The sequence below is a fragment of the Sphingomonas sp. genome, from assembly GCF_965200135.1.
GTDB lineage: Bacteria > Pseudomonadota > Alphaproteobacteria > Sphingomonadales > Sphingomonadaceae > Sphingomonas.
The window spans coordinates 255,442-278,580 of record NZ_CBDATK010000004.1; the positions used below are offsets into that span (position 1 = coordinate 255,442).

The window sequence follows — 23,139 nt, forward strand, 5'->3', positions numbered from 1 at the left end:
CCCGCCCGTACGCGCGCGAGGGGTCGTCGAATTTTCTCGCTAAAGCTCCGGCGAAAGCGGCCGTTACCTCCTGTGGCGGCTCAGTCCTCCGCTCTGGGGGCGGCGGGTAGGCGCTGATTAGCAAGGAGTTTTCTCATGACCGTGATCGGAACCAACACCGCGTCGCTGCGCGCGGGCAATGCCTCGACCAGCGCCAACATGTCGCTGGCGATGGCGATGGAGCGCCTGTCCACCGGCAAGCGCATCAATTCGGCCAAGGACGATGCCGCCGGCCTCGCCATCGCGTCGTCGATGACCTCGCAGGTGCGTGGCATGAACCAGGCGATCCGCAACTCGAACGACGGCATCTCGATGGCGCAGACGGCCGAAGGTGGCCTGTCCGAAGTCACCAACATGCTGCAGCGCATCCGCGAGCTGGCGGTGCAGTCGGCGTCGGGCACCTATTCCGACACCGATCGCACCAACCTGCAGGCCGAGGTCTCGCAGCTGACCAGCCAGATCACGTCGGTGCTGGCGAACACCAAGTTCAACGGCGTGGCGCTGTTCGACGGCACGGCCGGTTCGAGCGGATCGGTGACGATCCAGGCGGGTGCCGATGCGGCCGACACGGTCACGCTGTCGCTGGACACCGTCGATCTGGACGATGCGGTGGCGATCGACATTTCCGATTCCGGCGATGCCTCCGATGCGCTGGCGACGATCGACACCGCGTTGCAGACGGTCAACACCTCGCGGGCCAATCTGGGCGCGGCGCAGAACCGCCTGCAGTCGGTGGTCAACAACCTGACCAACAACGTCACCAACCTGACGGACGCCCGCAGCCGGATCGAGGATGCGGACTTCAGCCAGGAGACGGCGGCACTGGCGAAGGCGCAGATCCTGACCCAGGCGTCGACCGCGATGCTCGCCCAGGCGAACCAGTCGCAGCAGGGCGTGCTGAAGCTGCTTCAGTAGATACCGACACGGCGTCGGCACCGCCCCCAAGACGGGTGTCGGCGCCGGCTCCTTCGGGGGCAAGTGGAATCCCGGTCCGCGCCACGCGCGGGCCGGGATTTCCGCGTGGCGAGCAGGCGACGCGAGGGTCGCGCCTGTGGTCAGCGTCGATCGAGGACAGCGCCGGCCGGCGGCGGCGCCAACCCCCCGTACCACTCGCCATAGCTGCTGTTGTGGGCGAGGCGGCGGTTCTGGTCGGGGGCACCATCGGTCCACCATACCGGCCCGCGCTCGCCGAGCCCGATCTTGGCGGCATCGACGCTCGCACGCGCCGTCGCCAGGGCGGCGGCATCGCTCGCCGCCAGCGCCTTCCGCACGCCGCGCCGCGCGGCCATCAACGCCGCGACCAAGCCGGTCCGGTCCGCGTCCGTCAGGTCCGGGTTCGCGCGCCGCCACAATCGGCCGCGCACGACGATGTAGCGGCCGTCGGGGGTGACGAGCGGGGGTTCGCGCATCGTGCGTTAACGTCCGGCGCTTCGGCTGGTCGCGGGACGGAACCTCCGGCGTCGCCATCGCTTGGCCCGACATGGCGGATGATGGCGAAGTAAAGAGCCGCGCGGTGCCGAGCGGCCGGCTGGCGCGGCTGGGCGGGTTCGGGCGGCTGGCGGGCGGCGTTGCAGGCGGGATGATCGCGGAGGGCGCGCGGCGGCTGGCGGCGGGCGAGCGACCCCGACTGGGCGACATGATGCTGACGCCGAGCAATGCCGCGCGCGTCGCCGACCGGCTGGCGCATCTGCGCGGCGCGGCGATGAAGCTGGGGCAGATGATCTCGATGGACGCGGGCGACCTGTTGCCGCCCGAGCTATCGACGATCCTCGCGCGGCTGCGCGACCAGGGCTATCGCATGCCGCCGCAGCAGTTGCAGCAGGTGCTGGCGGCGGAGTGGGGCAGGGACTGGCGCCGGCGCTTCCGTCATTTCGAGGCATCGCCGATCGCCGCCGCCTCGATCGGCCAGGTGCACCGCGCGACGCTGCCCGACGGGCGACAGCTCGCGATCAAGGTCCAGTATCCCGGCGTCGCCGACAGCATCGACGCCGATGTCGACAACGTCGCAACGCTGCTCCGCGTGTCGACCCTGCTGCCCGCCAGCCTTGATCTCGGGCAGCTGCTCGCGGAGGCCAAGCGGCAGCTGGCGGGCGAGGCCGATTACGTGCGCGAGGGCACGGCGATGACCCGCTACCGCGCGCTGCTGGCGGACGATGCGCGTTATGTTGTGCCCGAACTGGAACCGGAACTCACCACCGCGCGGGTGCTGGCGATGACCTTCGTCGAGGGGCGGCCGATCGAGGCGCTGGCCGAGGCACCACAAGAGGCCCGCGACAGGGCGATGACGGCGCTGATCGAGCTGGTGCTGGCCGAGCTGTTCAGCTTCGGCACGATGCAGACCGATCCCAATTTTGCGAACTATCGCTGGCAGCCGGAAACGGGGAAGCTGGTTTTGCTGGACTTCGGCGCGGCACGGCCGGTGCCCGAAAAGGTCGCCGACGCCTATCGCGCGCTGATCGTCGCCGGGCTGTCGCGCGACCGCGACGCGATCCGCGACACCGCGGTCGCGACCGGGTTCCTGGGGGCGAACGCCGCGACCCGCTATCGTCCGGCGATCGACCGCATCATCGCCGCCGTCGACGCCGCGCTCAACCGGCCCGGCGCCTTCGACTTCGCCGACCGTGCGTTCGTGCCGGTCGTGCGCGAGGAGGCCAAGGCGCTGATCGCCGACCGCGCCACCTGGCATGTGCCACCGGTCGAAACGCTGTTCGTCCAGCGCAAGGTCAGCGGCACCGCGCTGTTGGCGGCGCGGCTGAAGGCACGGGTGGACGTGCGCGGGCTGGCGGCGGCGGCGATCGGGTCCGAAGTGGCGGGGATCGCGCTTGCGGGCGTCCCATGACGCGCATAGATTATGCGCGTGAAACACGAGCCCATCGCGTCCGGCAAGCGTAAGCCGGTGAATCTCACCCTCGACTCAGGTGTCGTAGCGGCTGCCCGCGACGCAGGACTCAACCTCTCCCGCCTCAGCGAGGATGCATTGCACCTCGCGACAAAGCGAGAACACGCGCGGCGTTGGCAGGAGCAGAACCGCGATGCGTTTGATGCGTGGAATCACTGGGTGGAGCAAAACGGGTTGCCGCTGGAAAAATATCGGGTCTGGTGATGGCTCAATATGACGTCTGGGCGCTGACGGAGGGCGACTGGGTCGTCGACGTTCAATCCGACCTGCTGGAGCCGGCGAACACGCGCGTGGTAGTGCCGCTCATCGCGCCCGATCCCGCCGGTCGAACGCTCCAGCGCCTGAATCCCATATTGAAGGTCGAGGCGGACCGACTTCTTCTCGCCACACAGCTCATCGGCGCGGTGCGTCGCAGCGACCTGAAGCGCAAGATTGGCTCGGTCAGCGATCAGGCCGACGCGATCACCGCGGCGTTGGATATGCTGATTACAGGCTTCTGACCGCCGGATCGGCGTCAGATCGCCGTCCCGCCGACCGTCAGCCCGTCCACCAGCAACGTCGGCTGACCGACTCCGGCGGGGACGCTCTGACCGCCCTTGCCGCACATGCCGATGCCCTCGTCCAGCGCCCAGTCGTTGCCGATGCCCGTCACCTTGGTCAGCGCGGTCGGGCCGTCGCCGATCAGCGTCGCGCCCTTGATCGGGGCGCCGATGCGGCCGTCCTCGATCTTGTACGCCTCCGTGCACGAGAAGACGAACTTGCCCGACACGATGTCGACCGAGCCGCCGCCGAAGCTCTTGGCGAAGATGCCCTTCCTGACGCGCGACAGCAGCTCGGCGGGATCGTCGCGGCCGTTCTTCATGAAGGTATTGGTCATGCGCGGCATCGGCGCGTGCGCGAAGCTCTCGCGCCGGCCGTTGCCGGTCGCCGCCACGCCCATCAACCGGGCGTTGAGCCGATCCTGCATATAGCCCTTGAGGATACCGTCCTCGATCAGCACCGTCTCGCTGGTCGGCGTGCCCTCGTCGTCGATCGACAGAGATCCGCGCCGGTCGGCGAGCGTGCCGTCGTCGACGATGGTCACGCCGGGCGCGGCGACGCGGTCGCCGATCCGGCCCGAAAAGGCGCTGGTCCCCTTGCGGTTGAAGTCGCCCTCCAGTCCGTGGCCGATCGCCTCGTGCAACAGGATGCCGGGCCAGCCCGGCCCGAGCAGCACCGTCATCTCGCCCGCCGGCGCCTCGACCGATTCGAGATTGACCAGCGCCTGCGCCAACGCCTCGTCGATCGCGCGGGTCCACGCCGCCTCGTCGAACAGCTTGTCGTAGAGGTAGCGACCGCCCAGCCCGAACGTTCCGGTCTCGCGCCGGCCGTTCTGCTCGACGACGATCTGGACGTTGAGGCGGACCAGCGGGCGCACGTCGGTGGCGACGAAACCGTCGGGGCGGACGATCTCGACCACCGACCAGGTGCCCGACAGCCCGACCGAGACCTGCGCCACGCGCGGGTCGCGGGCGCGGGCGGTGGCGTCGATCCGCTGGCACAGGTTCACCTTGTCGGCGAAGGGCACGAGGTCGAGCGGATCGGTATCGGTGTAGAGGTGGCGGTTGGTGGCGCGCGGCGGATCGGCGCGCGGGCCTTGCGTGGGGTCGATCAGCGCCATGGTCGTCGCCGCGCGCTTGATCGCCGCCTCCGACAGTTCGGTCGCGTGCGCGAAGGCGGTGGTCTCACCCGACACCGCGCGCAGCCCGAACCCGGTCTGGGTGTCGTAGCTCGCGGTCTTCAGCCGTCCGTCGTCGAACCCGAACGCCTCGGCACGGCGGTACTGGAGGTAGAGTTCGCCATCGTCGGCCCGTGCCAGCGCATCGGCGGTCAGCCGCTGCGCGGCCTCCGGCGAAAGGGCGTCGCGGTAGAGGAACGAGCGGGGGTCCTGATAGGTCATGTCGCGCAATATAGGACGCGAATCAGCGCGGGCTAGCGCCTTCGCTGATGTCGGGCAGCGCGGCCTGATCGGCGCCGTCGGCCGGCCCGCCGGTCAGGACGAAGCGACGGTCGCAATAGCCGCAGTCGACATAGCCGTGTTCGTCGATCTGCAACCACACGCGCGGATGGCCGAGCGCGGCACCGCCGGGAATGTCGGCGGCGCCGTCGCAGGCGACGCGGCGCTGGCTGACGCGGGTGACTTCGAGCGGCGGGGTCATGGCACGCGGATAGCAAGCGTCCCGCCGCGCGACAATGCCGAGACGGCCGCGATGCGGCGGGACTTGCAAACCGACCGACGGTCCTGAATGTAACGGCAACCGTCGCCAGGGGGCAGAACGACGTGGGGGCGCTGGAGATTGTCGAGGTCGTGACGCGCGAGCTGATGCTCTTCGCGGCGGTCGGTCTGTTGATCGGCGGGGTTGACGACCTGATCGTGGACCTGTGCTATCTGTTCCTGCGTGTCGTTCGGCGTCCGCGCCGGCTGACCGTCGAGACGCTGCCCCCCGCGACGCCGCTGCGCTTCGCTATCCTTGTACCGGCGTGGAATGAAGCCGACGTGATCGGCCAGATGCTGCGCGCCGCGCTCGCGCGGCTGCACGGCGCGCCGTTCCGCCTCTTCGTCGGCTGCTATCCCAACGATATGGCGACCATTGAAGCCGTTCGGGCGATCGACAACGAGCGGGTGCGGATCGTCATCGGCGAGCGATCAGGGCCCACGACGAAGGCGGACAATCTGAACAGCCTCTGGCGCGCGTTGATAGTCAGTGGGTGGAACGCCGATGCCATCATCGTGCACGATGCCGAGGATGCGGTTCATCCCGACGAGTTGACGGTCTTTTCGGCCCTGCTCGCCGGTGAGGATGTGGTTCAGCTGCCGGTCCTGCCGATCGTCGCGCGCGGGTCGCCGCTGTTGTCGGGCCATTATGCCGACGAATTCGCGGAGAGCCACACCAAGGGCCTGGTCCTGCGCTCGGCGCTCGGCGCGTCGCTGCCGCTGGCCGGGACGGGCTTTGCGGTCGCCACACCGTTGCTCGCGCGCGTCGCCGACCAGCGTGGGGGCGATCCGTTCGACGCGCAAAGCCTGACCGAAGACTATGAGTTGGGCCTGCACCTCGCCGAGCACGGCGCGCGCGGCTGCTTCGCGCGGGTGCGGGAGCGCGACGGCCGGCAGCTCGTGGCGGTGCGCGCGATCTTCCCCAGCGAGCTGCGCGCGGCGGTCCGTCAGAAAGCCCGCTGGATGGTCGGCATCGCGCTTGCCGGGTGGGACCGCACCGGGTGGGCGAAGCCGCTGGCGTTGAGCGATCACTGGATGCGGTTGCGCGACCGACGCGCGCCGCTGGCGATGCTGGTGCTGGCGACGGCCTATGTCGCGATGGCGGCGCTGCTGGTCCAGACGGTGTGGGCGTGGTTCGCGGACGAGCGCCTGTCGCCGATGCCCGTGGTGCTCGGGCCGCTGTTGCTAGCCAACGCCTTCCTGCTGGTCTGGCGCCTCGCGGTGCGCGCGCTGTTCACCTGGCGGGCCTACGGGGTTCGCGAGGCGATCCTGTCTCCCGTGCGGTTCGTGGTCGGCATCGCCGTCGACCTGATGGCCGCTCCGCGCGCGCTGTTCACCTATTGCCGCATGCTGCGCGGCGCGCCGCTGGTCTGGGACAAGACGGCGCACCAGTTTCCCGATCTGGCCGACACCTGAGGTGCGGCGGGGCAAGCCGTTGCGCTTCCTGACGCTGGTGGTGGGCGGTTGGGCCGGCCTGCGCTTTGTGACGCTTTGGCCGGAAAGCCTGCCGCCCCCATCCGAGGCGATGGCCGGCGCCACTTCACCCATCCAGAGGGTGGTGGCGGAAGCATCGTCGGTCACCGTCGGGGCGGTCCCCTTCGCGGTCGCGCGACCTGCCCCCACCCTGAACCTTGGATACCCGCCCTCCACCTTAGCGATGGGCGACGCTCCGCGCGCGGAGATGGTCGAGGCGGAGACAAGAGACGATGTCTTATCCGGGTCGGGAACGCCGCAGATCGTCAAGGCCGACTTCGTCGGGGACTCGCCGGACGACGGCGCAACCGGGCAAACGCTGGAGGCGAGGGCAACCGCTTCGGAACACACTGCGCGATCCTCCCGCCTGCACGGCGACGCATGGCTGGTAGCTCGGCCGAGCGGTGGCGACAGCCTCGCGTTCGGACAGCTCGGCGCGTCGCAGGCGGGGGTGCGGCTCACCTATGCGGTCGATCGCGACCGGCGGGTGGCGCTGTCCGGTCGGGTCGCGGCGCCGCTGAGCGGGCGGGGCCGCGAGGCGGCGGCGGGCGTCGACTGGCAGCCGCTTCCCTTGCCGGTACACCTGCTGGCCGAAGTGCGCGCGCCGCTCGATGGCGGATCGGCGCTGCCCGCCGTGCAGGTCATCGGCGGCGGCGCGGCGAGGTTACCCTTCGGGCTACTACTAGAAGGCTATGCCCAGGCAGGGGCGGTCCGCACGCGCGGCGCGTTCGCCGACGGGTCGGCACGCGTGAGGCGCCCGTTGGCGAGCATCGGCCGGGCGCGTGTCGATCTCGGCGCCGGTTCCTGGGGCGCGGCGCAGCGCGGCGTTTCGCGGGTCGATGTCGGCCCGACGCTGGGCGTCGCAGTGCCCGCCGGTCGCGCGTCGGTCCGTCTCGGCATCGACTATCGCCAGCGGATCGTCGGCCGGGCACGGCCAGGGTCAGGGCCGGCGGTGACACTGGGAAGCAGCTTCTAGCCGCGCCGTTGCGCCCCGCGGCGATCTAGCCGCGCCGCCGCGCACGGGGTAACGCGGCGCCCGTGGACCTGTACCTCCCCATCGCCAACCTGTCGGTCAACGCGATCGTCATCGTACTGCTCGGCGGTGGCGTCGGGTTGCTGTCGGGAATGTTCGGGGTCGGCGGCGGCTTCCTCACGACGCCGCTGCTGATCGTCTACGGCATCCCGCCGACCGTCGCGGCGGCGTCGGCGGCGAGCCAGGTGACGGGCGCCAGCGTGTCGGGCGTGTTCACGCATTTCCGGCGCGGCGGCGTCGACGTGAAGATGGGGCTGGTGCTGGTCGCGGGCGGGTTGGTCGGATCGCTGGCGGGCGCGTGGCTCTTTCGAATCCTGCAGGCGCTGGGGCAGCTCGATACTGTGATCGCGGTGATCTATGTCCTGCTGCTCGGATCGATCGGCGGAATGATGGCGCGTGAGTCGATTGGCGCCATCCTGCTGGCGCGCCGCGGCGAGGCGCCGCGTGCCGCGAAACGCCGTCACCACCCGCTGGTCGCCAGCCTGCCGTGGCGCACGCGCTTCTATCGCTCGGGGCTGTACATTTCACCGCTGGCGCCGCTGATGCTCGGCTTCGCGACCGGCATCCTGACGGTGATGCTGGGGATCGGCGGCGGCTTCATCCTGGTGCCGGCGATGATCTATCTGCTCGGCATGGCGACCGCGACGGTGGTCGGGACCAGCCTGTTCCAGATCCTGTTCGTCACCGCCGCCGCGACGATGATCCACGCGACCACGACCAAGGCGGTGGACATCGTCCTCGCCGGGCTGTTGCTGATGGGCTCGGTGGTCGGCGCGCAGGTGGGGGTGAAGCTGGCGGGGCGGATCAAGCCCGAATGGCTGCGGCTGGCGCTGGCGGCGTTGGTGCTGCTGGTCGCGTCGCGCATCCTGCTCGGGCTGGTGTGGCGGCCGGCCGAACTGTTCACGGTGGAGGCGGCGTGAAGCGGCTCGCGGCAATGCTGCCGCTGTTGCTGCTCACCGCGCAGGCTCAGAAGGGGCCGGGGCCCGTACTGGTCCCCGACGTGTCGCAGCGAACGGTGCGGATCGTCTACAGCTTCACCGGCGCCGACCTGCTGCTGTTCGGTGCGATCGTCCGGCCCGACGGGCGCACCCCGGCGGGCGAGCCGGTCGACATCGTCGTGGTGGTGAAGGGGCCGACCGAGTCGGTGCTGGTGCGCGAGAAGGAGCGGGTCGCGGGCATCTGGGTCAACGCCGGGCGGCTGCGTTATCGCTCGGCGCCCTCGTTCTACGCGATCGCCTCGTCGAAGCCGATCGAGCGGCTGGTCGATGCGCGCACCCGCGCGATCTACGAACTCGGTCTCGACTCGCTGCAACTGTCGCCCGCGTCGTCGGCGGCGTCGGACGAGCAGGTGCGGTTCCAGGACGGACTGGTGGCGCTGAAGCGTCGGGCCGGGCTCTACTACGCCGACGACCATGCGGTGGAGATCACCGCCGGCGTCCTGTACCGCGCGCGGGTCGCGATCCCGGCGCGGGTGCCGGTGGGGCGGTTCACGGCGGAGACCTTCCTGATCCAGAACGGGCGGGTGCTGGCCGCGGCGGTGCGGCCGATCGACATCCAGAAGGCCGGGTTCGAACGCTTCGTCGCGCGCGCGGCGGACAAGGATGCTGTGCTCTATGGATTGACGGCGGTGGCGTTGTCGGTAGCGCTCGGCTGGGCGGCCGGCTGGGCCGCGCGGCGGCTCTAGATTGCGACGAAGCGAGTGGTGAGCGCGCTGGAACGAAGGCATGCGACGCGGTAGCGTAATGTGGATCGAGGGGGACGGACGGATGCGTAGGGCGTGGCGATTGGCGGTGCTGGCGCTCGCATTGGCGCCGCTCGCGGCGTTCGGCGACAACAGCCCTCGGGTCGTGTTCGCGCAGCCGGGCGTCGGCAACGGCGCGATCGAGCGGTTCACCGTCCGTTTCAGCCAGGCGATGGTGCCGCTGGGCGACCCGCGCTTCGCCGCCCCGCTGACCACGCCGTGCGCGGGCCAGGGGCGCTGGGTGGACCAGCAGACCTGGGTGTTCGATTTCGCGACGCCGCTGGCCGGCGGCACCAAATGCGAGTTCACCGGCGTCGCCACCGCGCGCAGCGTCGCGGGCTATGCGGTGCCGTGGGGCAACGCCTACACCGTCGACGCGGGCGGGCCGGTGGCGCGCGCGGTTTTGCCCGATACCGATGGCGACCAGATCGAGGAGGATCAGGTCTTCCTGGTAGCCGCCAACATGGTGCCGACGCGCGAGTCGGTTGCCGCCAATGCCTATTGCGCGGTCGATGGTATTGGCGAGCGCATCCCGGTCGACCTGCTGCCCGCCGACATGCCCGCGCGACTGCTCGGTGCGCTGGGCAAGGGCGAGTATCGGCTCACCAACTTCCTGAGCAGCGCCAGCCTGCCCGATCGCCTGCCCGACGACGCCGGCGCGCGCCAACGCGCGTTGCAGAGCGCCATCGCGCTGAAGTGCCGCCGCCCGCTGCCGCCGGGGCGCGACATGGCGCTGGTCTGGGGCGCGAACATCGCCGGCGCGGGCGACAAGGCCGCGGGCGCGGACCAGCGGTTCGACTATACCGTCCGCAAGCCGTTCACCGCGCGCTTCGAGTGCAGCCGCGTCAACGCCGCCGCCGGATGCAGCCCGGTCGAAAAGGCGCACGTCGTCTTCTCCGCGCCGATCGCGTTGAGCCAGGCGCGCGCGATCCGCATTACGCTGCCCGACGGCCAGGCCATCGCGCCCACCTTTTCCAAGGACGAGGAGAAATCGGCGACGATCGGCGACGTGTCGTTCGCGACGCCGCTGCCCTTCGCGACGCAGGCGACGCTGACGCTGCCCGCCGGGGTCAAGGACGAGAGCGGGCGGACGTTGCAGAATGCGGAGCGCTTTCCGCTGGCGGTGCGGTTCGACCGCGCGCCGCCGCTGGTCAAGTTCGCCGCCGGCTTCGGCATCCTCGAATCGACGCAGGGCGGCGTGCTGCCGGTGACCGTCCGCAACGTCGAGCCGTCGTTGCAGGGCACCAACCTCGCCATCCCCGGCCGCACGCTGCGCGTCGATGCGTCCGACGCCAAGGTCGCGCAATGGCTGCGGACCGTCGACGATGCCGACGACGAGCGCTCGACGCCGATCGAGCGTAACGGCGAGGAGGTCGGGCGCGTCAACCACACCGGCGATACCTCGATCATGCCCGGCGGGCAGGGCGCGACGATGCAGGTCGGGCTGCCGGGCAAGGGCCGCGAGTTCGAGGTGGTGGGCATCCCGCTCAAACAGCCCGGCTTCTACGTCGTCGAGCTGGCCAGCCCGACGCTGGGCCGTGCGCTGCTCGGGCGCAATGCGCCGCGCTATGTCGCGACCGCGGCGCTGGTCACCAACATGGCGGTGCATTTCAAATGGGGCCGCGAGGCCAGCCTCGCCTGGGTGACCTCGCTGGACACCGGCAAGCCCGTCGCCAACGCGGCGGTCAGGATCACCGACAGCTGCACCGGCCAGCTGCTCGCACACGGCACCACCGATCGGTCGGGCGGCGTGATGGCGCCGGCGGGGCTGCCGGCGCCGGCGACCTATGGCAGCTGCGACGGGACCGAGCATCCGCTGATGATCTCGGCCAGTGCGGGCGAGGATTACTCGTTCACGCTGACGCGGTGGAGCGACGGCATCCAGCCCTATGATTTCGACCTGCCCTATGGGTACGAAGCGCCGGGCGAGACGATGCACACGATCTTCGACCGCGCGCTGGTGCGCCAGGGCGAGACGGTGCACATGAAGCATCTGGTCCGCCAGCCGGTCGGGGCGGGGTTCCGCATCCCGCCGGGCTTCGCGGGCACGCTGAAACTGTCGCATCGCGGCTCCGACACGGTGTTCGAGCAGCCGGTGACGATCGCCAACGGCGTCGGCGAGTCGACCTGGAACGTCCCCGCCGGCGCGCTGATGGGCGACTACGACCTGTCGGTAACGGCGCCGGACGGCCATTCGGTGGGATCGAGCCAGTCGGTCCGCGTCGACGAATACAAGCTGCCGACGATGCGCGCGACGGTTACGGGGCCCAAGGCGGCGGCGGTGCGGCCGCGCCAGCTGCCGCTCGACCTGTTCGTCGGCTATCTGTCGGGCGGCGGCGCGGGCAATCTGGCGGTGGACGTCCGCGTCGGCTGGTTCGCGCACGACAGCACGCCCGACGGCTACGAAGCCTATACCTTCGGCGGTCAGCCGGTGGTCGAGGGGGTCAAGCCGCTCGACTCGGACGGCGACGACGAACCGACGCCGCTGCCGCCGACGCAGACGCTGCCGATGACGCTCGGCGCGGACGGCACCGGCAAGCAGACGGTGGAGGTGCCGGGACTCGACCGGCTCGCCGACATGCAGGTCGAGATGGATTACCAGGACGCGAACGGCGAGACGCTGACCGCCAGCCGGCTGGTGCCGATCTTCCCGGCGGCGGTGCAGCTGGGGATGAAGACCGACGGCTGGCTGATGAAGCAGGACGACTTGCGCCTGCGGTTCGTCGCACTCGACGTGAACGGGAAGCCCATCAAGGGCCAGCGGATCGACGTCCAGCTCTACAGCCGTCAGATCCTGACCGCGCGACGGCGGCTGATCGGCGGCTTCTACGCTTACGACAATCAGATGAAGACCGAGAAGCTGGACGGGGGCTGCTCGGCGACCACCGACGCCCAGGGGCTGGCGCAGTGCCAGGTCGATCCCGGCGTGTCGGGCGAGGTCTATGCGGTGGCGACGGCGACCGACGGCGACGGCAACACGACGCGCAGCGTGCGGTCGGTGTGGCTGGCGGGCGACGACGACTGGTGGTTCGGCGGCGACAATGGCGATCGCATGGACCTCGTCCCCGAACAGACCAGCTATCGCGCGAACGACACCGCCCGCTTCCAGGTACGGATGCCGTTCCGCGAGGCGACCGCGCTGGTCACCGTCGAGCGCGAGGGCGTGCTCAAGAGTTTCGTGACGACGCTGTCGGGCACCGATCCGGTGGTCGAGGTGCCGCTGAACGGCGTCTATGCGCCCGACGTGTTCGTGTCGGTGATGGCGGTGCGCGGGCGGATCGAGGAAAGCTGGGGCGACTGGCTGCACGGTCTGGGCGAGAAGATCGGGCTGGTCGGCAAGCGCGAACCCGCGCCGCCGCCGACCGCGCTGGTCGATCTCGCCAAGCCCGCCTATCGGCTGGGCATCGCCAAGATCAAGGTCGGGTGGGAGACCCACCAGCTCCAGGTCGCGGTGCAGGCCGATCGGCAGCGCTATGGCCCGCGCGAGACGGCCAATGTCGCGATCCAGGTCAAGGGGCCCGGCGGACGGCCCGCGCGCACTGCCGACGTGGCGTTCGCGGCGGTCGATCAGGCGCTGCTGCAACTGGCCCCGAACCCGTCATGGGACGTGCTGACCGCGATGATGGGCGAGCGGCCGCTGTCGGTCCTGACCTCGACCGCGCAGATGCAGGTCGTCGGCAAACGCCATTACGGCCGCAAGGCGGTGGCGGCGGGCGGCGGCGGCGGAGCCGACGCGGCGGCGCTCAATCGTGAGAACTTCCAGCCGGTGCTGTTGTGGCGCGGCCATGTCGATCTGGACGAACAGGGCCGCGCACGGGTCGCCGTGCCGCTGTCCGACGCGCTGTCGTCGTTCAAGCTCGTCGCGATCGCGACCGACGGCAGCGATCGCTTCGGCACCGGCACCGCCGACATCCGCACCGCGCAGGACCTGCAGATGTTCGCCGGCATTCCGCCGCTGGTGCGCGAAGGCGACCGGTTCGCGGCGGGCTTCACGCTCCGCAACGGCTCGTCGAAGCCGATGACCGTCACCGCGACGGTCGACCTGCAACCGCGGATCGCCAACGGCCGCCCGCTGACCGTCACGATCCCCGCGGGCGGCGCGACGCCGGTGGCGTGGAACTTGGTCGCGCCCGCCAACCTGCCGCAGCTGAAGTGGCAGGTGTCGGCGCGCTCCGCCGACGGCAAGGCGCAGGACCGGCTGACCGTCACGCAGGATATCGTGCCCGCCGTGCCGGTCGAGACCTGGGCCGCGACGTTGGCGCGCGTGGGCGACACGCAGGTGCCGATCGCGCCGCCGATGGGCGCATTGCCGGGGCGCGGCACGGTCGACATCCAACTGTCCGACACGCTGGCGCCGCCGCTGACGGGGGTGCGCCAGTTCATGGCCGCCTATCCGTGGAACTGCTTCGAGCAGCAGCTGAGCCGTGCGATCGCGTTGGGCGACGCGCGGGGCTGGAACAGCCTCGCCGCCGCGATCCCGACCTTCCAGGCGTCGGACGGCCTGCTGCGCTATTGGCCGAGTGGATCGGGGGAGCCGTCGGAGGCGCTGACCGCCTATGTGCTGACGATCACGTCGGAGGCCGGGCTGCCGATCCCCGAGGCGTCGCGGACGCGGATGATCGAGGGGCTGAAGGCGGTGATCGATGGCCGCGTCCGGCACGAGACCTATGGCGACATCCGCGTCCGCAAGCTGGTGGCGTTCAACGCGCTCGCCCGCGCCGGTGCGGCGAGCCCGGCGATGCTGGGGCAGATCGGCCTGACCACGCGCGAGATGCCGACCGCGTTCCTGGCCGATTACCTGATGGCGCTCGATCATGTCCCCGCCGCCAATGCCAATGCGCTAAAGGCGGACGCGCAGGATCAGCTGCGCAGCCGACTGGTGTTCGAGGGCACGCGGCTGGACCTGTCGGACGCGCAGAACAGCTATTGGTGGATGATGTCGTCGTCGGACGAGGCCGCCGCCAAGGTGGTGCTGGCGACGCTGGGGCGCGCCGGGTGGCAGGACGACAGCGGGCGGATGATGCTCGGGCTGGCGATGCGGCAGATGAAGGGGCGCTGGGACCTGACCACCGCCAACGCCTGGGGCACGCTGGCGGTGGAGAAGTTCGCGCGGCTGTATCCGGCGACGGCGGTGACGGGGACGACCAGCCTGTTCCTGGCGGGCCGGACGCAGGACCGCGCCTGGCCGCTGGCGGCGGCGGCGCGCGGGGGGGTCTCGTTCCCGCTGCCGTCCGCGCAGGCGCCGCTGATGCTGCGGCAGGCGGGTGGTGCCGGGCCGTGGGCGACGGTCACCGTCCGCGCGGCGGTGCCGCTGCGGCAGGCGCTGTTCGCGGGCTATAAGATGACCCGGCAGGTGACGATGGTGCAGCAGCGCAATCCCGGCCGGCTGACGCGCGGCGATGTGATGCGCGTGACGCTGACGGTCGACGCCTCGGCCGAGCGCAACTGGGTGGTGGTGAGCGACCCCGTCCCGGCGGGGGCGACGGTGGTCGGCGACCTGGGCGGCAGCTCGCGGCTATTGCGGCAGGGTGAGGACACGCCGGGCGAGAGCGCCAACGTCGTGATCGACGGCAAGCCCTTCATCGTCATGTCGGGCGCGCAGCCCGCCTATGTCGAGCGGGCGCGCGACAGCTGGCGGGGGTTCTTCTCGTGGGTGCCGGCGGGGCGATTCGTGGTCAGCTATACGCTGCGGATGAATAACCCCGGCCGCTACAGCCTGCCGCCGAGCCGCGTGGAGGCGATGTACTCGCCCGCGATCCGCGCGCAGGTGCCGAACGCGGCGGTGGAGATCGGGGACCGGTGATGGTCGCCCGCCGGCCCACCCTGTCGTCATCCCCGCGCAAGCGGGGACCCATCACCCGCGATTAGCGCATGTCGGCGCGCCGGAGATGGGTTCCCGCTGTCGTGGGAATGACGAGTTGGTTCGCGGGAATGGCAACGCGGTTTGCGGGGTTGACGAAGGGTCGGCAGATCGCGCTGACGTTCGGCAGCGCGGCGATCCTGCTCCTCGTCACCGTCGCGCTGCTCACCGCCCCGCCCGCCGTGCCGCCGTTCGCGCTGGTCCGCACCGCCGCCACGCCGTCGGAGGCGTGGCTGTACGATCGTCACGGCGTCCTGCTCGATTCGTCGCGCGTCGACTTCGCGCGGCGGCGGTTGGCGTGGACGCCGCTCGATCAGGTATCGCCCGTCACCCGCGCGACGCTGGTCGCGGCGGAGGATCGGCGCTTCGCTTCGCATGGCGGCGTCGACTGGCTGGCGCTCGGCGCCACGCTGAAGGCGCGGCTGAGCGGGCATACAGCGCGCGGGGCGAGCACGATCTCGATGCAGGTCGCGGGCTATCTCAACCCGGACCTGGCGCGACCGGGCGCGCGCGGGTGGCGCGACAAGCTGCGGCAGATGCGCGCCGCGCAGGCGCTGGAGGCGGCGTGGTCCAAGGACCAGATCCTGGAAGCCTATCTCAACCTCGCCGGGTTTCGCGGCGAAACGCAGGGGATCGGCGCGGCGGCGCTGGGGCTGTTCGGGACGACGCCGGCCAGCCTCAGCCGTGACGACGCGCTGCTGCTCGCGGGCCTGCTGCCCGATCCGCAGGCGTCGCCCGAGCGACTGGCGCGGCGGGCGTGCCGGCTGAGCCATGAGCCGGACTGCGCCCGCTTCCCGGCACTGGCGGCGAGCGCGCTCGGTCCAGCCCGTTCGCTTCAGCTGGACCCAGGTCTGGCGCCGCATCTCGCCGACCGGTTGCTGGTCAAGCCGGGCATGCGCGTTCGCACCACGCTGGACGCCGCGATCCAACGCTATGCGATCGAGGCGCTGCGGCACCAATTGCAGGGGCTGGGCGGCACGCGCGCGCGCGACGGTGCGGTGGTGGTGGTCGACAATGCCAGCGGCGACGTGCTCGCCTATGTCGGCGGCATCGGCGGTGCGTCGACCGCACCGGCGGTGGACAATGCGGCGAGCTATCGGCAGGCGGGGTCGACGCTCAAGCCCTTCCTCTACGCCCAGGCGATCGAGCGCGGCTATCTGACGCCGGCGTCGATCCTGGACGACTCACCCGTCCAGCTCGACACCGCGTCGGGCCTGTACGTGCCGCAGAACTACGATCGCGGGTTCAAGGGGCCGGTGTCGGCGCGCACCGCGCTGGCGGGGTCGCTCAACGTGCCCGCGGTCCGCACGCTGTTGCTGGTCGGCGTCGACCCGTTCCGCGACCGGCTGTGGGACCTGGGCTATCACGGCATGGTCGAGGACGGCGGCTATTACGGCTTCAGCCTCGCGCTCGGCTCCGCGGAAGTGACGCTGCTGGAGCAGGTCGCCGCCTATCGCGCGTTGGCGATGGGCGGGCGCTGGTCGCCGCTGCGGTTGACCGGCGACGGACCGCGCGTCCGTGCGCGTGCCGTCATCACCCCGGCCGCGGCATGGCTGGTCGGCGACATGATCGCGGACCCCAACGCGCGCGCCGCGACCTTCGGGCTCGACTCGGCGTTGCGCCTGCCGTTCTGGGCGGCGGTGAAGACGGGGACGTCAAAGGCGATGCGCGACAATTGGTGCATCGGCTACACCGGTCGCTTCACCGTCGGCGTCTGGGTCGGCAACGCGGAGGGCGATCCGATGCGCGCGGTGTCGGGCACCAGCGGCGCGGCGCCGGTATGGCGCGACGTGATGACCGCGCTCGCGGGCGCCGCCGCCGAACCCGCACCGCCGACCGGCGTAGAGGCGCGGCGGATCGCCTTCGCCGGCGCGGTGGAGCAGCCGCGACGCGAGTGGTTCCTGAAGGGCACCGGTCAGGCGCTGATCGCGACGGTACCCGCCGAGGCGCGACGGCCGCACTTCACCAATCCGATCGCGGGCAGCGTCTATGCGCTCGACCCCGATATCCCGCTCGGGCGCCAGCGGCTGGCCGTGACGGTAACGGGCGCGGCGGCGGCGCACCGCGTGCTGCTGGACCGCGCCGACATCGGCGCGGCGGACGCGACCCCGCAGATCCTGCCGGCGCGGGGGCAGCATCGGCTACGGCTGGTAGACCTCGGCGGTCGAGTCGCGGATCAGGTGCTGTTTACGGTAAGATAGAGTCGCCAACCACGTTGTGTGCTGCGACTCAGGGCCGGCCCCCGCCGTTCCCGCCGCCGCCACCCGCACCGCCCGCGCCACCGGTGGAGCCGATCGTGCCGATGTTGCCGAACAGGTCCTCGAAGAAGCCGCGCTTCTTGCCCAGCGTCGGCGTCGTCTTGCCGTACATGTCGACCGCGGCGATCTGTTGCAGCCCGCCGCGCCGGATGCCGGTCACCGTGCCCGCCTGATCGAACTGGATCTGCAGCGTGATCTGGGCGGAGGGGTTGGGGTCCTGGAACGCGAGGCTGTGGGTGTCGCGCGCGACGTAGTACCAGTCGCCGCCGCCGAACTGGCTGGTGAAGCTGGGACGACCCAGCGTCTGACCAACCGAGGTGCGGTTGTCGACGCCAACCTGGACCGAGTTCACCAAATCCGCGTCGATCAGATAGCCCTGATGCTGGCGGATCGGCGTGCAGCCGCCGAGGAGCGTTGGCGCCAGCGCGAACGCGGTGGCGAAGCCGATGAGGCGGAGGGACGGGGACATGGGATACTCCAACGCTTGCGGGCCGTGGGCGGGGGTGGCAACGCAACGGACCTTCGTCGTCCGATTAGAACGCGGCGACGCCATGGGCAAGGTTCACGAAAGTGGGTGACGCGGGTTTGGGCTGGTTCGGCAAGCTGTTCGGCAGGAACGACGAGGCGGCGCTGCCGCTCTATCGGGCGGTGGTCGCCCACGCCCGTGCGCCGCATTGGTATGTGGAGGGCGCGGTGCCCGACACCGTCGACGGCCGCTTCGACATGATCGCCGCCGTGCTGGCGACGGTGCTGCTGCGGCTGGAGAACGAAGCGGCGGCGGCCGAGCCCTCGGCGCGGCTGGCGGAGCGGTTCGTCGACGACATGGATGGCCAGCTTCGCGAGATCGGGATCGGCGACGTCGTCGTCGGCAAGCATATCGGGCGGATGATGGCGATGCTGGGCGGGCGGCTGGGCGCGTATCGCGACGGCTGGGCGGCGGGCGACATCCGCCCGGCGCTGATCCGCAACCTGTATCGCGGCACCGCGCCTGCGCCCGAGGCGGTCGACCATGCCGCCGATGCGCTGGGGCAGCTGCGGGCGAAGCTGGCGACCCTGCCGTTGGCGACGATCCTGGAGGGGACGGTCCCGTGACGCCGGAGTTCAGCCGCCCGGAGCGGGTCGATCAGATCGGGGTGACCGATCGCGCGATCGAGATCGCCGCCGCCGACGGCGAACGCGCGGGCCTGGCGCGGCGCTTCGGGCTGCTCGCGGTCGACCGGCTCGGCGCGCGCTTCTCGGTGCGGCGCGACGAGGCCGGCATCGTCGCGACGGGTACGGTCACCGCCGCCGTGACGCAGGCGTGCGTCGCGACCGGCGAGCCGCTGCCCGCCGTGATCGAGGAGGCGGTGACGCTGCGCTTCGTCGAGCGGATCGAGACGGCGGACGATGCCGAACTGTCGGAGGACGCGCTCGACCTGCTACCGGTCGAGGACGGCGCGATCGACCTGGGGGAGGCGGCGGCGGCGACGATGGCGCTGGCGCTCGATCCCTTTCCGCGCAGCCCGGACGCCGACGCCGCGCTGGCCGAGGCGGGGGTCAAGGACGAGGAGACCGCGCGCAACGACGGCCGCCCGTTCGGCGGGCTCGCCGACCTGAAACGCAAGCTGGAGGAAGGCTGATGGCGCTCGCCCATACCTATGCCGGGAACCCGCACTGGCTGCCACGCCTGAACGGCCGCGCGCTCGACGCGCTGCCCGGCGAGGACGGCTGGCCGCTGGTCGGCACCACGCTCAAGATGCTGCGTAACCCCAAGGCGTTCGGCGACGCGATGGTGGCCAAGCATGGGCGCGTGTACCGCAACAATGCGTTCGGCGAGCGGTCGGTGATGATGCTCGGGGCGGACGCGAACGAGCTGGTACTGATGGATCGCGATCGGCTGTTCTCGTCCGAACAGGGCTGGGGGCCGCTGCTCAACCTGCTGTTCCCGCGCGGGCTGATGCTGATGGATTTCGATCACCATCGTGGCCAGCGCAAGGTGCTGGGCGTGGCGTTCAAGCCGGAGCCGATGCGCCATTATGCGCACCGGCTGGATCAGGGGATCGCGCGGACGGTGGCGCAATGGGCGGACCGCGGCCCGTTCCGCTTCTATGACGCGATCAAGCAGCTGAGCCTCGACCTGGCGGCGGACTGTTTCCTGGGGATGGAGCTGGGCGACGAGGCGGCACGGATCAACAAGGCGTTCGTCGACGAGGTGCAGGCGTCGGTCGCCCCCATCCGCCGCCCGTGGCCCGGCACGCTGATGAAGCGCGGCGTCGAGGGGCGCCGCTATCTGATCGAGCTGTTCGAGCGTGAGGTGCCGAAGCGCCGTGCGGCGGGCGGGCAGGACTTCTTCTCGCATTTCTGCCGCGCCGAGGACGAGGACGGCCGGCCGCTGTCGGCGGCCGCGATCGCCGATCACATGAACTTCCTGATGATGGCCGCACACGACACGATCACCTCGTCGGCGACCAGCCTGGTGATGCTGCTCGGCCGCAACCCGGACTGGCAGGACAGGCTGGCGACGGAGGTCGGCGCGCTGGACGGCGATTACCCGGCGCAGCTCGACCGGCTGGTGGAGACCGAATGGGCGTTCAAGGAGGCGCTGCGGATCGTGCCGCCGGTGCCGTCGCTGCCGCGCCGGGCGCTGCGCGACTTTGCGTGGGAAGGCTACACGATCCCGGCGGGGACGCAGGTGGGGATCAGCGTCGGCTGGACGCATCATTCGGCCGATTACTGGGCGGCGCCCGAGCGGTTCGATCCGCTGCGCTTTACACCGGAGGCGTCGCGCGGGCGGCACCGCTTCGCCTGGGTGCCGTTCGGGGGTGGCGCGCATATGTGCATCGGGCTGCACTTCGCGACGATGCAGGTGCGGCTGCTGGTCGCGCATCTGCTCAAGGACTATCGCATCGTGCTGGACGACGGCGCGGGCGCGACGTGGCAGCATTTCCCGATCCCGCGACCCAATGACGGCCTGCCGCTGCGCCTGGTGCGGGCGTGAACCATGCTGACGTCGGGTCGTCGTAAGGCCAAAGGTAACGAAACGTCGTACCAAGCGCCGCTGCTGCTTTCCCGCCCGTTTCTTCGCACCCCGGCCTTGAGCCGGGCGGTATAGCGATAGCGGCCGAATGCCCACTTGGAGATCAGCCAGTTCGACCTTCCAATCAGCAATCTCTGGTGTCGGGAAGGCGCGTCCGCAGTCTCAACGTCGGGATATGGGTTGTTGCCGCCGCGAGTAACTTCACGATCGCCGCCGATCAGGCGACCGTCACGCCTTTCCAGAACGCGACACGACCTCGGATATTCTGCGCCTTTTGGTTCGGCTCGGGGTAGTACCAAGCAGCATCGCGGTTCTCAGCACCATCTACATACAGGCTGTAATAGTGCGCCGTGCCCTTCCATGGGCAAACTGACGTCGTGCTGCTCGGCCGGAGCACCTCGGGATCGACGGCATCCAGCGGGAAGTAGTGGTTGCCTTCCACTACGACTGTGTCGTCGCTGCTGGCGATCAGCGATCCGTTCCACCGTGCTTCAATCATGGCCTGCCTCCGTCGACGAACTTAGGTTAGAAATCAGCCGAGTCCACCGTGCAAACGCCAGGTCGACAACGAGAAATCGGGTTCCATGGTAGTCCCGGGCAACCGCCACCGCGACGCTACTGCTTGACCCGCGGCAACCCGATGAAGTCGCGTTTGCCGAGCTGGACACCTTTCACTCGCAGGATCGCGTAAGCGGTGGTCGCGTGGAAATAGAAGTTGGGCTGCGCGAATGAGAGTAGGAAATTGGCGGCGGTGAACGGGAGCTTGAACTCGTCTGCGATAAAGGTGGTGTCACGATCGATCAGGGCATCGATGGCGGTGTGATCCAGCTCGTTCAACCGGGCTATCGTTTGCTGCAGAAGCTGGCGGAGGCCGGCAAAGTCAGTCGGCCAACTGGACTTGTCCGGTGAGAAGCTGCCGGCGCTGGCACCTTCCAGTGCTCCGGCCGAATGGACGACGCAGGATTTCACCTGATAGCCGAACGGCAACATGTCGGGCGCCAGCCGCGCGTCGATCAGATCCGTTTCCGATCGCCCGCCTTCGCTGCAGAAGACCTCGGCCTTCCCCAGTACCCCGACGAGCGCAGACAGGGTTTGGATGTTCGATGGAACGACGGCATCATAAAGTGAGAACGACATGCTTACTTCCTAACGACCCATCTGGCTCTATGATGATCAATCCGGCTCAGGTCCATTCGCGCCGGTAGCGGCTCGTCAGATGAACAGGCGTCCGCTTACAAGAGCGCGGCGATAAGCGTCGGACGATCGGGTAACGCATTCCCTGTTCATGGTCGTTGCCTCCAGCGATCACAACTGTGCCGAAACTGACAGCTCGGGCCATGGTGTGGGCTCAGAGCGCAGTGCTGCGACACAAGCATGAGATGAATGGCTGACCGCGTCCAGGAAGGCGTCGGAACACCGCTGAACGACCACAAGTGGGTAGGCGTGGTCAGTAGGGCGGAGCGGAACGTGCGCGCTGCTCGCGGGCGGCGGCAGTCCACCAAGCGAGATCGTCGGCAAATCTCGGGAATGCCTGGGCAAGTGCCGCGCCTCCATCACCTGTCGGAGCGCCATGCTCGTCAAGTGCATGACCGATTGCGCCGACACTAAGCGTGCTCGAAATCACGACCATGCCCATTTCGGAAAGCGTGCCATGCCAGGCGACGCTTGCGTGGGCGCCGGCGAGGCGACCCGCCGAGTAGCTCGCGATCGCGGCCGGTCGCCAATACCACTCCTCGAGAAAGTGGTCGGTCAGGTTCTTGAGACCTGGCTGCTGTCCCCAGTTATATTCCCCCGCCACGAAGATGAAGGCGTCCGCAGCGCGGATTTTGGTCGCGAGCCGCTCCAATGCTTCAGGTGCCTCGCCGGGCGGGTACTCCTTGTACATGCGATCGAGCATCGGCAGTCCGACTGCTCTGGCGTCGATTAGCTCGACTTCGGCGTCTCGCTCGCGAAGAGCCCGCACGAGATAATCGGCCAGGCGTATACCCTGCCGGTTTGAGCGGTAGGAACCGTAGAAGATGAGAACACGATTGGTCATGATCGCACCTACAGAGCGTAGCGGGAACAGAGGAGGCGCATGAACGACTGACGATCCGGACGGAAGAGGGCGATTGCTCCTGCCAGCCGTTCACGCCTGCGACTGGCGAGGGACCCTGCCCGCGATTTGGCCGGCATCAAGGTTGGCGCGGGGAACTTCTGCATGGGTGGCGGCATGGCGATTGCCGCAGCGGGTACTTTGGCCCCGGCGCTTCGCGGCGGTGGCAGCTTCCATGGCGGCCGTCTCGCAACCGACCAGCCGACCAGGCCGCACCTGTTGGCGCCTGGCATTCAGCCCGACCTCTACATCGCCGCCGCGGTCAATGACGGCTCCTTGCCGCCAGAGATGGCGGCGCGATTCTAGGCAACGCTCGCCGAGCCGGGCGTGCGCTACCGCGTTGAAGCCTACCCGGCTGCGCATGGTTGGATGAAGCCGGACTCCCCCGTTGACGAACCGTGGCGCCCATCACTTAGGTTACCTCAGGCGCCGTCGTCGCTACCGGGCTTTAACCAAGCGTCGGTACGCGGC

Annotated in this window: 21 protein-coding genes; 14 read left to right on the plus strand and 7 right to left on the minus strand. The window is 69.8% G+C overall.

What is annotated here, in order from left to right; translation table 11 throughout:
- Window positions 1–135: 135 nt before the first annotated feature.
- Window positions 136–954 carry a flagellin gene (locus ACOFKS_RS03410; protein WP_419807837.1) on the plus strand — a complete coding sequence of 273 codons (819 nt, stop codon included), beginning with the start codon at window positions 136–138 and terminating at the stop codon, window positions 952–954.
- Between the two features lie 140 nt (window positions 955–1,094).
- On the opposite strand, the gene ACOFKS_RS03415 is transcribed toward ACOFKS_RS03410, so the two are convergent.
- Window positions 1,095–1,448 (minus strand): hypothetical protein, encoded by a 354-nt coding sequence (locus ACOFKS_RS03415; RefSeq protein ID WP_419807838.1) that lies wholly within the window; start codon window positions 1,446–1,448, stop codon window positions 1,095–1,097.
- A 71-nt stretch (window positions 1,449–1,519) separates the two neighbouring features.
- Here ACOFKS_RS03415 and ACOFKS_RS03420 point away from each other — a divergent pair, with 71 nt between their 5' ends.
- Genes ACOFKS_RS03420 through ACOFKS_RS03430 form a run of 3 tightly spaced genes read left to right on the plus strand, consistent with a single transcriptional unit; the run spans window position 1,520 to window position 3,438 of the window.
- Window positions 1,520–2,878, plus strand: a complete 1,359-nt coding sequence (locus ACOFKS_RS03420) for an ABC1 kinase family protein (RefSeq protein ID WP_419807839.1) — start codon at window positions 1,520–1,522, stop codon at window positions 2,876–2,878.
- A gap of 12 nt (window positions 2,879–2,890) precedes the next feature.
- Window positions 2,891–3,142, plus strand: a complete 252-nt coding sequence (locus ACOFKS_RS03425) for a type II toxin-antitoxin system CcdA family antitoxin (RefSeq protein ID WP_419807840.1) — start codon at window positions 2,891–2,893, stop codon at window positions 3,140–3,142.
- A complete protein-coding gene (locus ACOFKS_RS03430) occupies window positions 3,142–3,438 on the plus strand; it encodes a CcdB family protein (RefSeq protein WP_419807841.1) in 297 nt (98 codons plus the stop codon). The genes ACOFKS_RS03425 and ACOFKS_RS03430 overlap by 1 nt, the downstream gene beginning before the upstream one ends.
- Before the next feature lie 14 nt (window positions 3,439–3,452).
- On the opposite strand, the gene tldD is transcribed toward ACOFKS_RS03430, so the two are convergent.
- Window positions 3,453–4,877: a metalloprotease TldD gene (gene tldD, locus ACOFKS_RS03435; protein ID WP_419807842.1), complete on the minus strand. Its 1,425-nt coding sequence runs from the start codon at window positions 4,875–4,877 to the stop codon at window positions 3,453–3,455.
- 22 nt (window positions 4,878–4,899) lie between these two features.
- Entirely contained in the window at window positions 4,900–5,136 is a 237-nt protein-coding gene (locus tag ACOFKS_RS03440) for a zinc-finger domain-containing protein (protein ID WP_419807843.1), read from the minus strand.
- Window positions 5,137–5,258: 122 nt separating this feature from the next.
- Here ACOFKS_RS03440 and ACOFKS_RS03445 point away from each other — a divergent pair, with 122 nt between their 5' ends.
- The 6 genes from ACOFKS_RS03445 (at window position 5,259) to pbpC (ending at window position 17,500) form a co-directional block, all read left to right on the plus strand.
- Complete coding sequence (locus tag ACOFKS_RS03445) at window positions 5,259–6,608, plus strand: glycosyl transferase family protein (RefSeq protein ID WP_419807844.1); 1,350 nt, start codon at window positions 5,259–5,261, stop codon at window positions 6,606–6,608.
- 241 nt (window positions 6,609–6,849) lie between these two features.
- On the plus strand, window positions 6,850–7,641 hold the full coding sequence (locus tag ACOFKS_RS03450) for a hypothetical protein (protein ID WP_419807845.1): 792 nt from the start codon (window positions 6,850–6,852) through the stop codon (window positions 7,639–7,641).
- Window positions 7,642–7,703: 62 nt separating this feature from the next.
- Window positions 7,704–8,618, plus strand: a complete 915-nt coding sequence (locus ACOFKS_RS03455) for a sulfite exporter TauE/SafE family protein (RefSeq protein WP_419807846.1) — start codon at window positions 7,704–7,706, stop codon at window positions 8,616–8,618.
- Window positions 8,615–9,382 (plus strand): TIGR02186 family protein, encoded by a 768-nt coding sequence (locus ACOFKS_RS03460; protein WP_419807847.1) that lies wholly within the window; start codon window positions 8,615–8,617, stop codon window positions 9,380–9,382. Before ACOFKS_RS03455 ends, ACOFKS_RS03460 begins: the two co-directional genes overlap by 4 nt.
- 40 nt (window positions 9,383–9,422) lie before the next feature.
- The gene (locus ACOFKS_RS03465; protein ID WP_419807848.1) at window positions 9,423–15,242 is read left to right on the plus strand and encodes an alpha-2-macroglobulin family protein; all 5,820 of its coding nucleotides are present in this window, start codon (window positions 9,423–9,425) and stop codon (window positions 15,240–15,242) included.
- Between the two features lie 128 nt (window positions 15,243–15,370).
- A complete protein-coding gene (gene pbpC, locus ACOFKS_RS03470) occupies window positions 15,371–17,500 on the plus strand; it encodes a penicillin-binding protein 1C (protein WP_419807849.1) in 2,130 nt (709 codons plus the stop codon).
- Between the two features lie 28 nt (window positions 17,501–17,528).
- Here pbpC and ACOFKS_RS03475 read toward each other — a convergent pair whose 3' ends face one another.
- Window positions 17,529–18,026: an outer membrane protein assembly factor BamE gene (locus tag ACOFKS_RS03475; RefSeq protein WP_419807850.1), complete on the minus strand. Its 498-nt coding sequence runs from the start codon at window positions 18,024–18,026 to the stop codon at window positions 17,529–17,531.
- A gap of 101 nt (window positions 18,027–18,127) precedes the next feature.
- Between ACOFKS_RS03475 and ACOFKS_RS03480 the strand changes: the two genes are divergently transcribed.
- Genes ACOFKS_RS03480 through ACOFKS_RS03490 form a run of 3 tightly spaced genes read left to right on the plus strand, consistent with a single transcriptional unit; the run spans window position 18,128 to window position 20,534 of the window.
- Window positions 18,128–18,649: a ubiquinol-cytochrome C chaperone family protein gene (locus ACOFKS_RS03480; protein WP_419807851.1), complete on the plus strand. Its 522-nt coding sequence runs from the start codon at window positions 18,128–18,130 to the stop codon at window positions 18,647–18,649.
- Window positions 18,646–19,176: a YceD family protein gene (locus tag ACOFKS_RS03485; RefSeq protein WP_419807852.1), complete on the plus strand. Its 531-nt coding sequence runs from the start codon at window positions 18,646–18,648 to the stop codon at window positions 19,174–19,176. Before ACOFKS_RS03480 ends, ACOFKS_RS03485 begins: the two co-directional genes overlap by 4 nt.
- Complete coding sequence (locus ACOFKS_RS03490; protein WP_419807853.1) at window positions 19,176–20,534, plus strand: cytochrome P450; 1,359 nt, start codon at window positions 19,176–19,178, stop codon at window positions 20,532–20,534. The genes ACOFKS_RS03485 and ACOFKS_RS03490 overlap by 1 nt, the downstream gene beginning before the upstream one ends.
- A 256-nt stretch (window positions 20,535–20,790) precedes the next feature.
- On the opposite strand, the gene ACOFKS_RS03495 is transcribed toward ACOFKS_RS03490, so the two are convergent.
- The 3 genes from ACOFKS_RS03495 to ACOFKS_RS03505 all read right to left on the minus strand — a co-directional run bounded on the left by ACOFKS_RS03495 (window position 20,791) and on the right by ACOFKS_RS03505 (window position 22,611).
- Window positions 20,791–21,072, minus strand: a complete 282-nt coding sequence (locus tag ACOFKS_RS03495; RefSeq protein ID WP_419807854.1) for a DUF427 domain-containing protein — start codon at window positions 21,070–21,072, stop codon at window positions 20,791–20,793.
- Window positions 21,073–21,188: 116 nt separating this feature from the next.
- Window positions 21,189–21,710, minus strand: coding sequence for a DUF1993 domain-containing protein (locus ACOFKS_RS03500; protein ID WP_419807855.1), 522 nt, complete (start codon window positions 21,708–21,710; stop codon window positions 21,189–21,191).
- Between the two features lie 310 nt (window positions 21,711–22,020).
- Window positions 22,021–22,611 carry an NADPH-dependent FMN reductase gene (locus tag ACOFKS_RS03505; RefSeq protein WP_419807856.1) on the minus strand — a complete coding sequence of 197 codons (591 nt, stop codon included), beginning with the start codon at window positions 22,609–22,611 and terminating at the stop codon, window positions 22,021–22,023.
- Window positions 22,612–22,737: 126 nt separating this feature from the next.
- On the opposite strand from ACOFKS_RS03505, the gene ACOFKS_RS03510 reads away from it, so the two are divergent.
- Window positions 22,738–22,974: a dienelactone hydrolase family protein gene (locus ACOFKS_RS03510; RefSeq protein ID WP_419807857.1), complete on the plus strand. Its 237-nt coding sequence runs from the start codon at window positions 22,738–22,740 to the stop codon at window positions 22,972–22,974.
- Window positions 22,975–23,139: the final 165 nt, after the last annotated feature.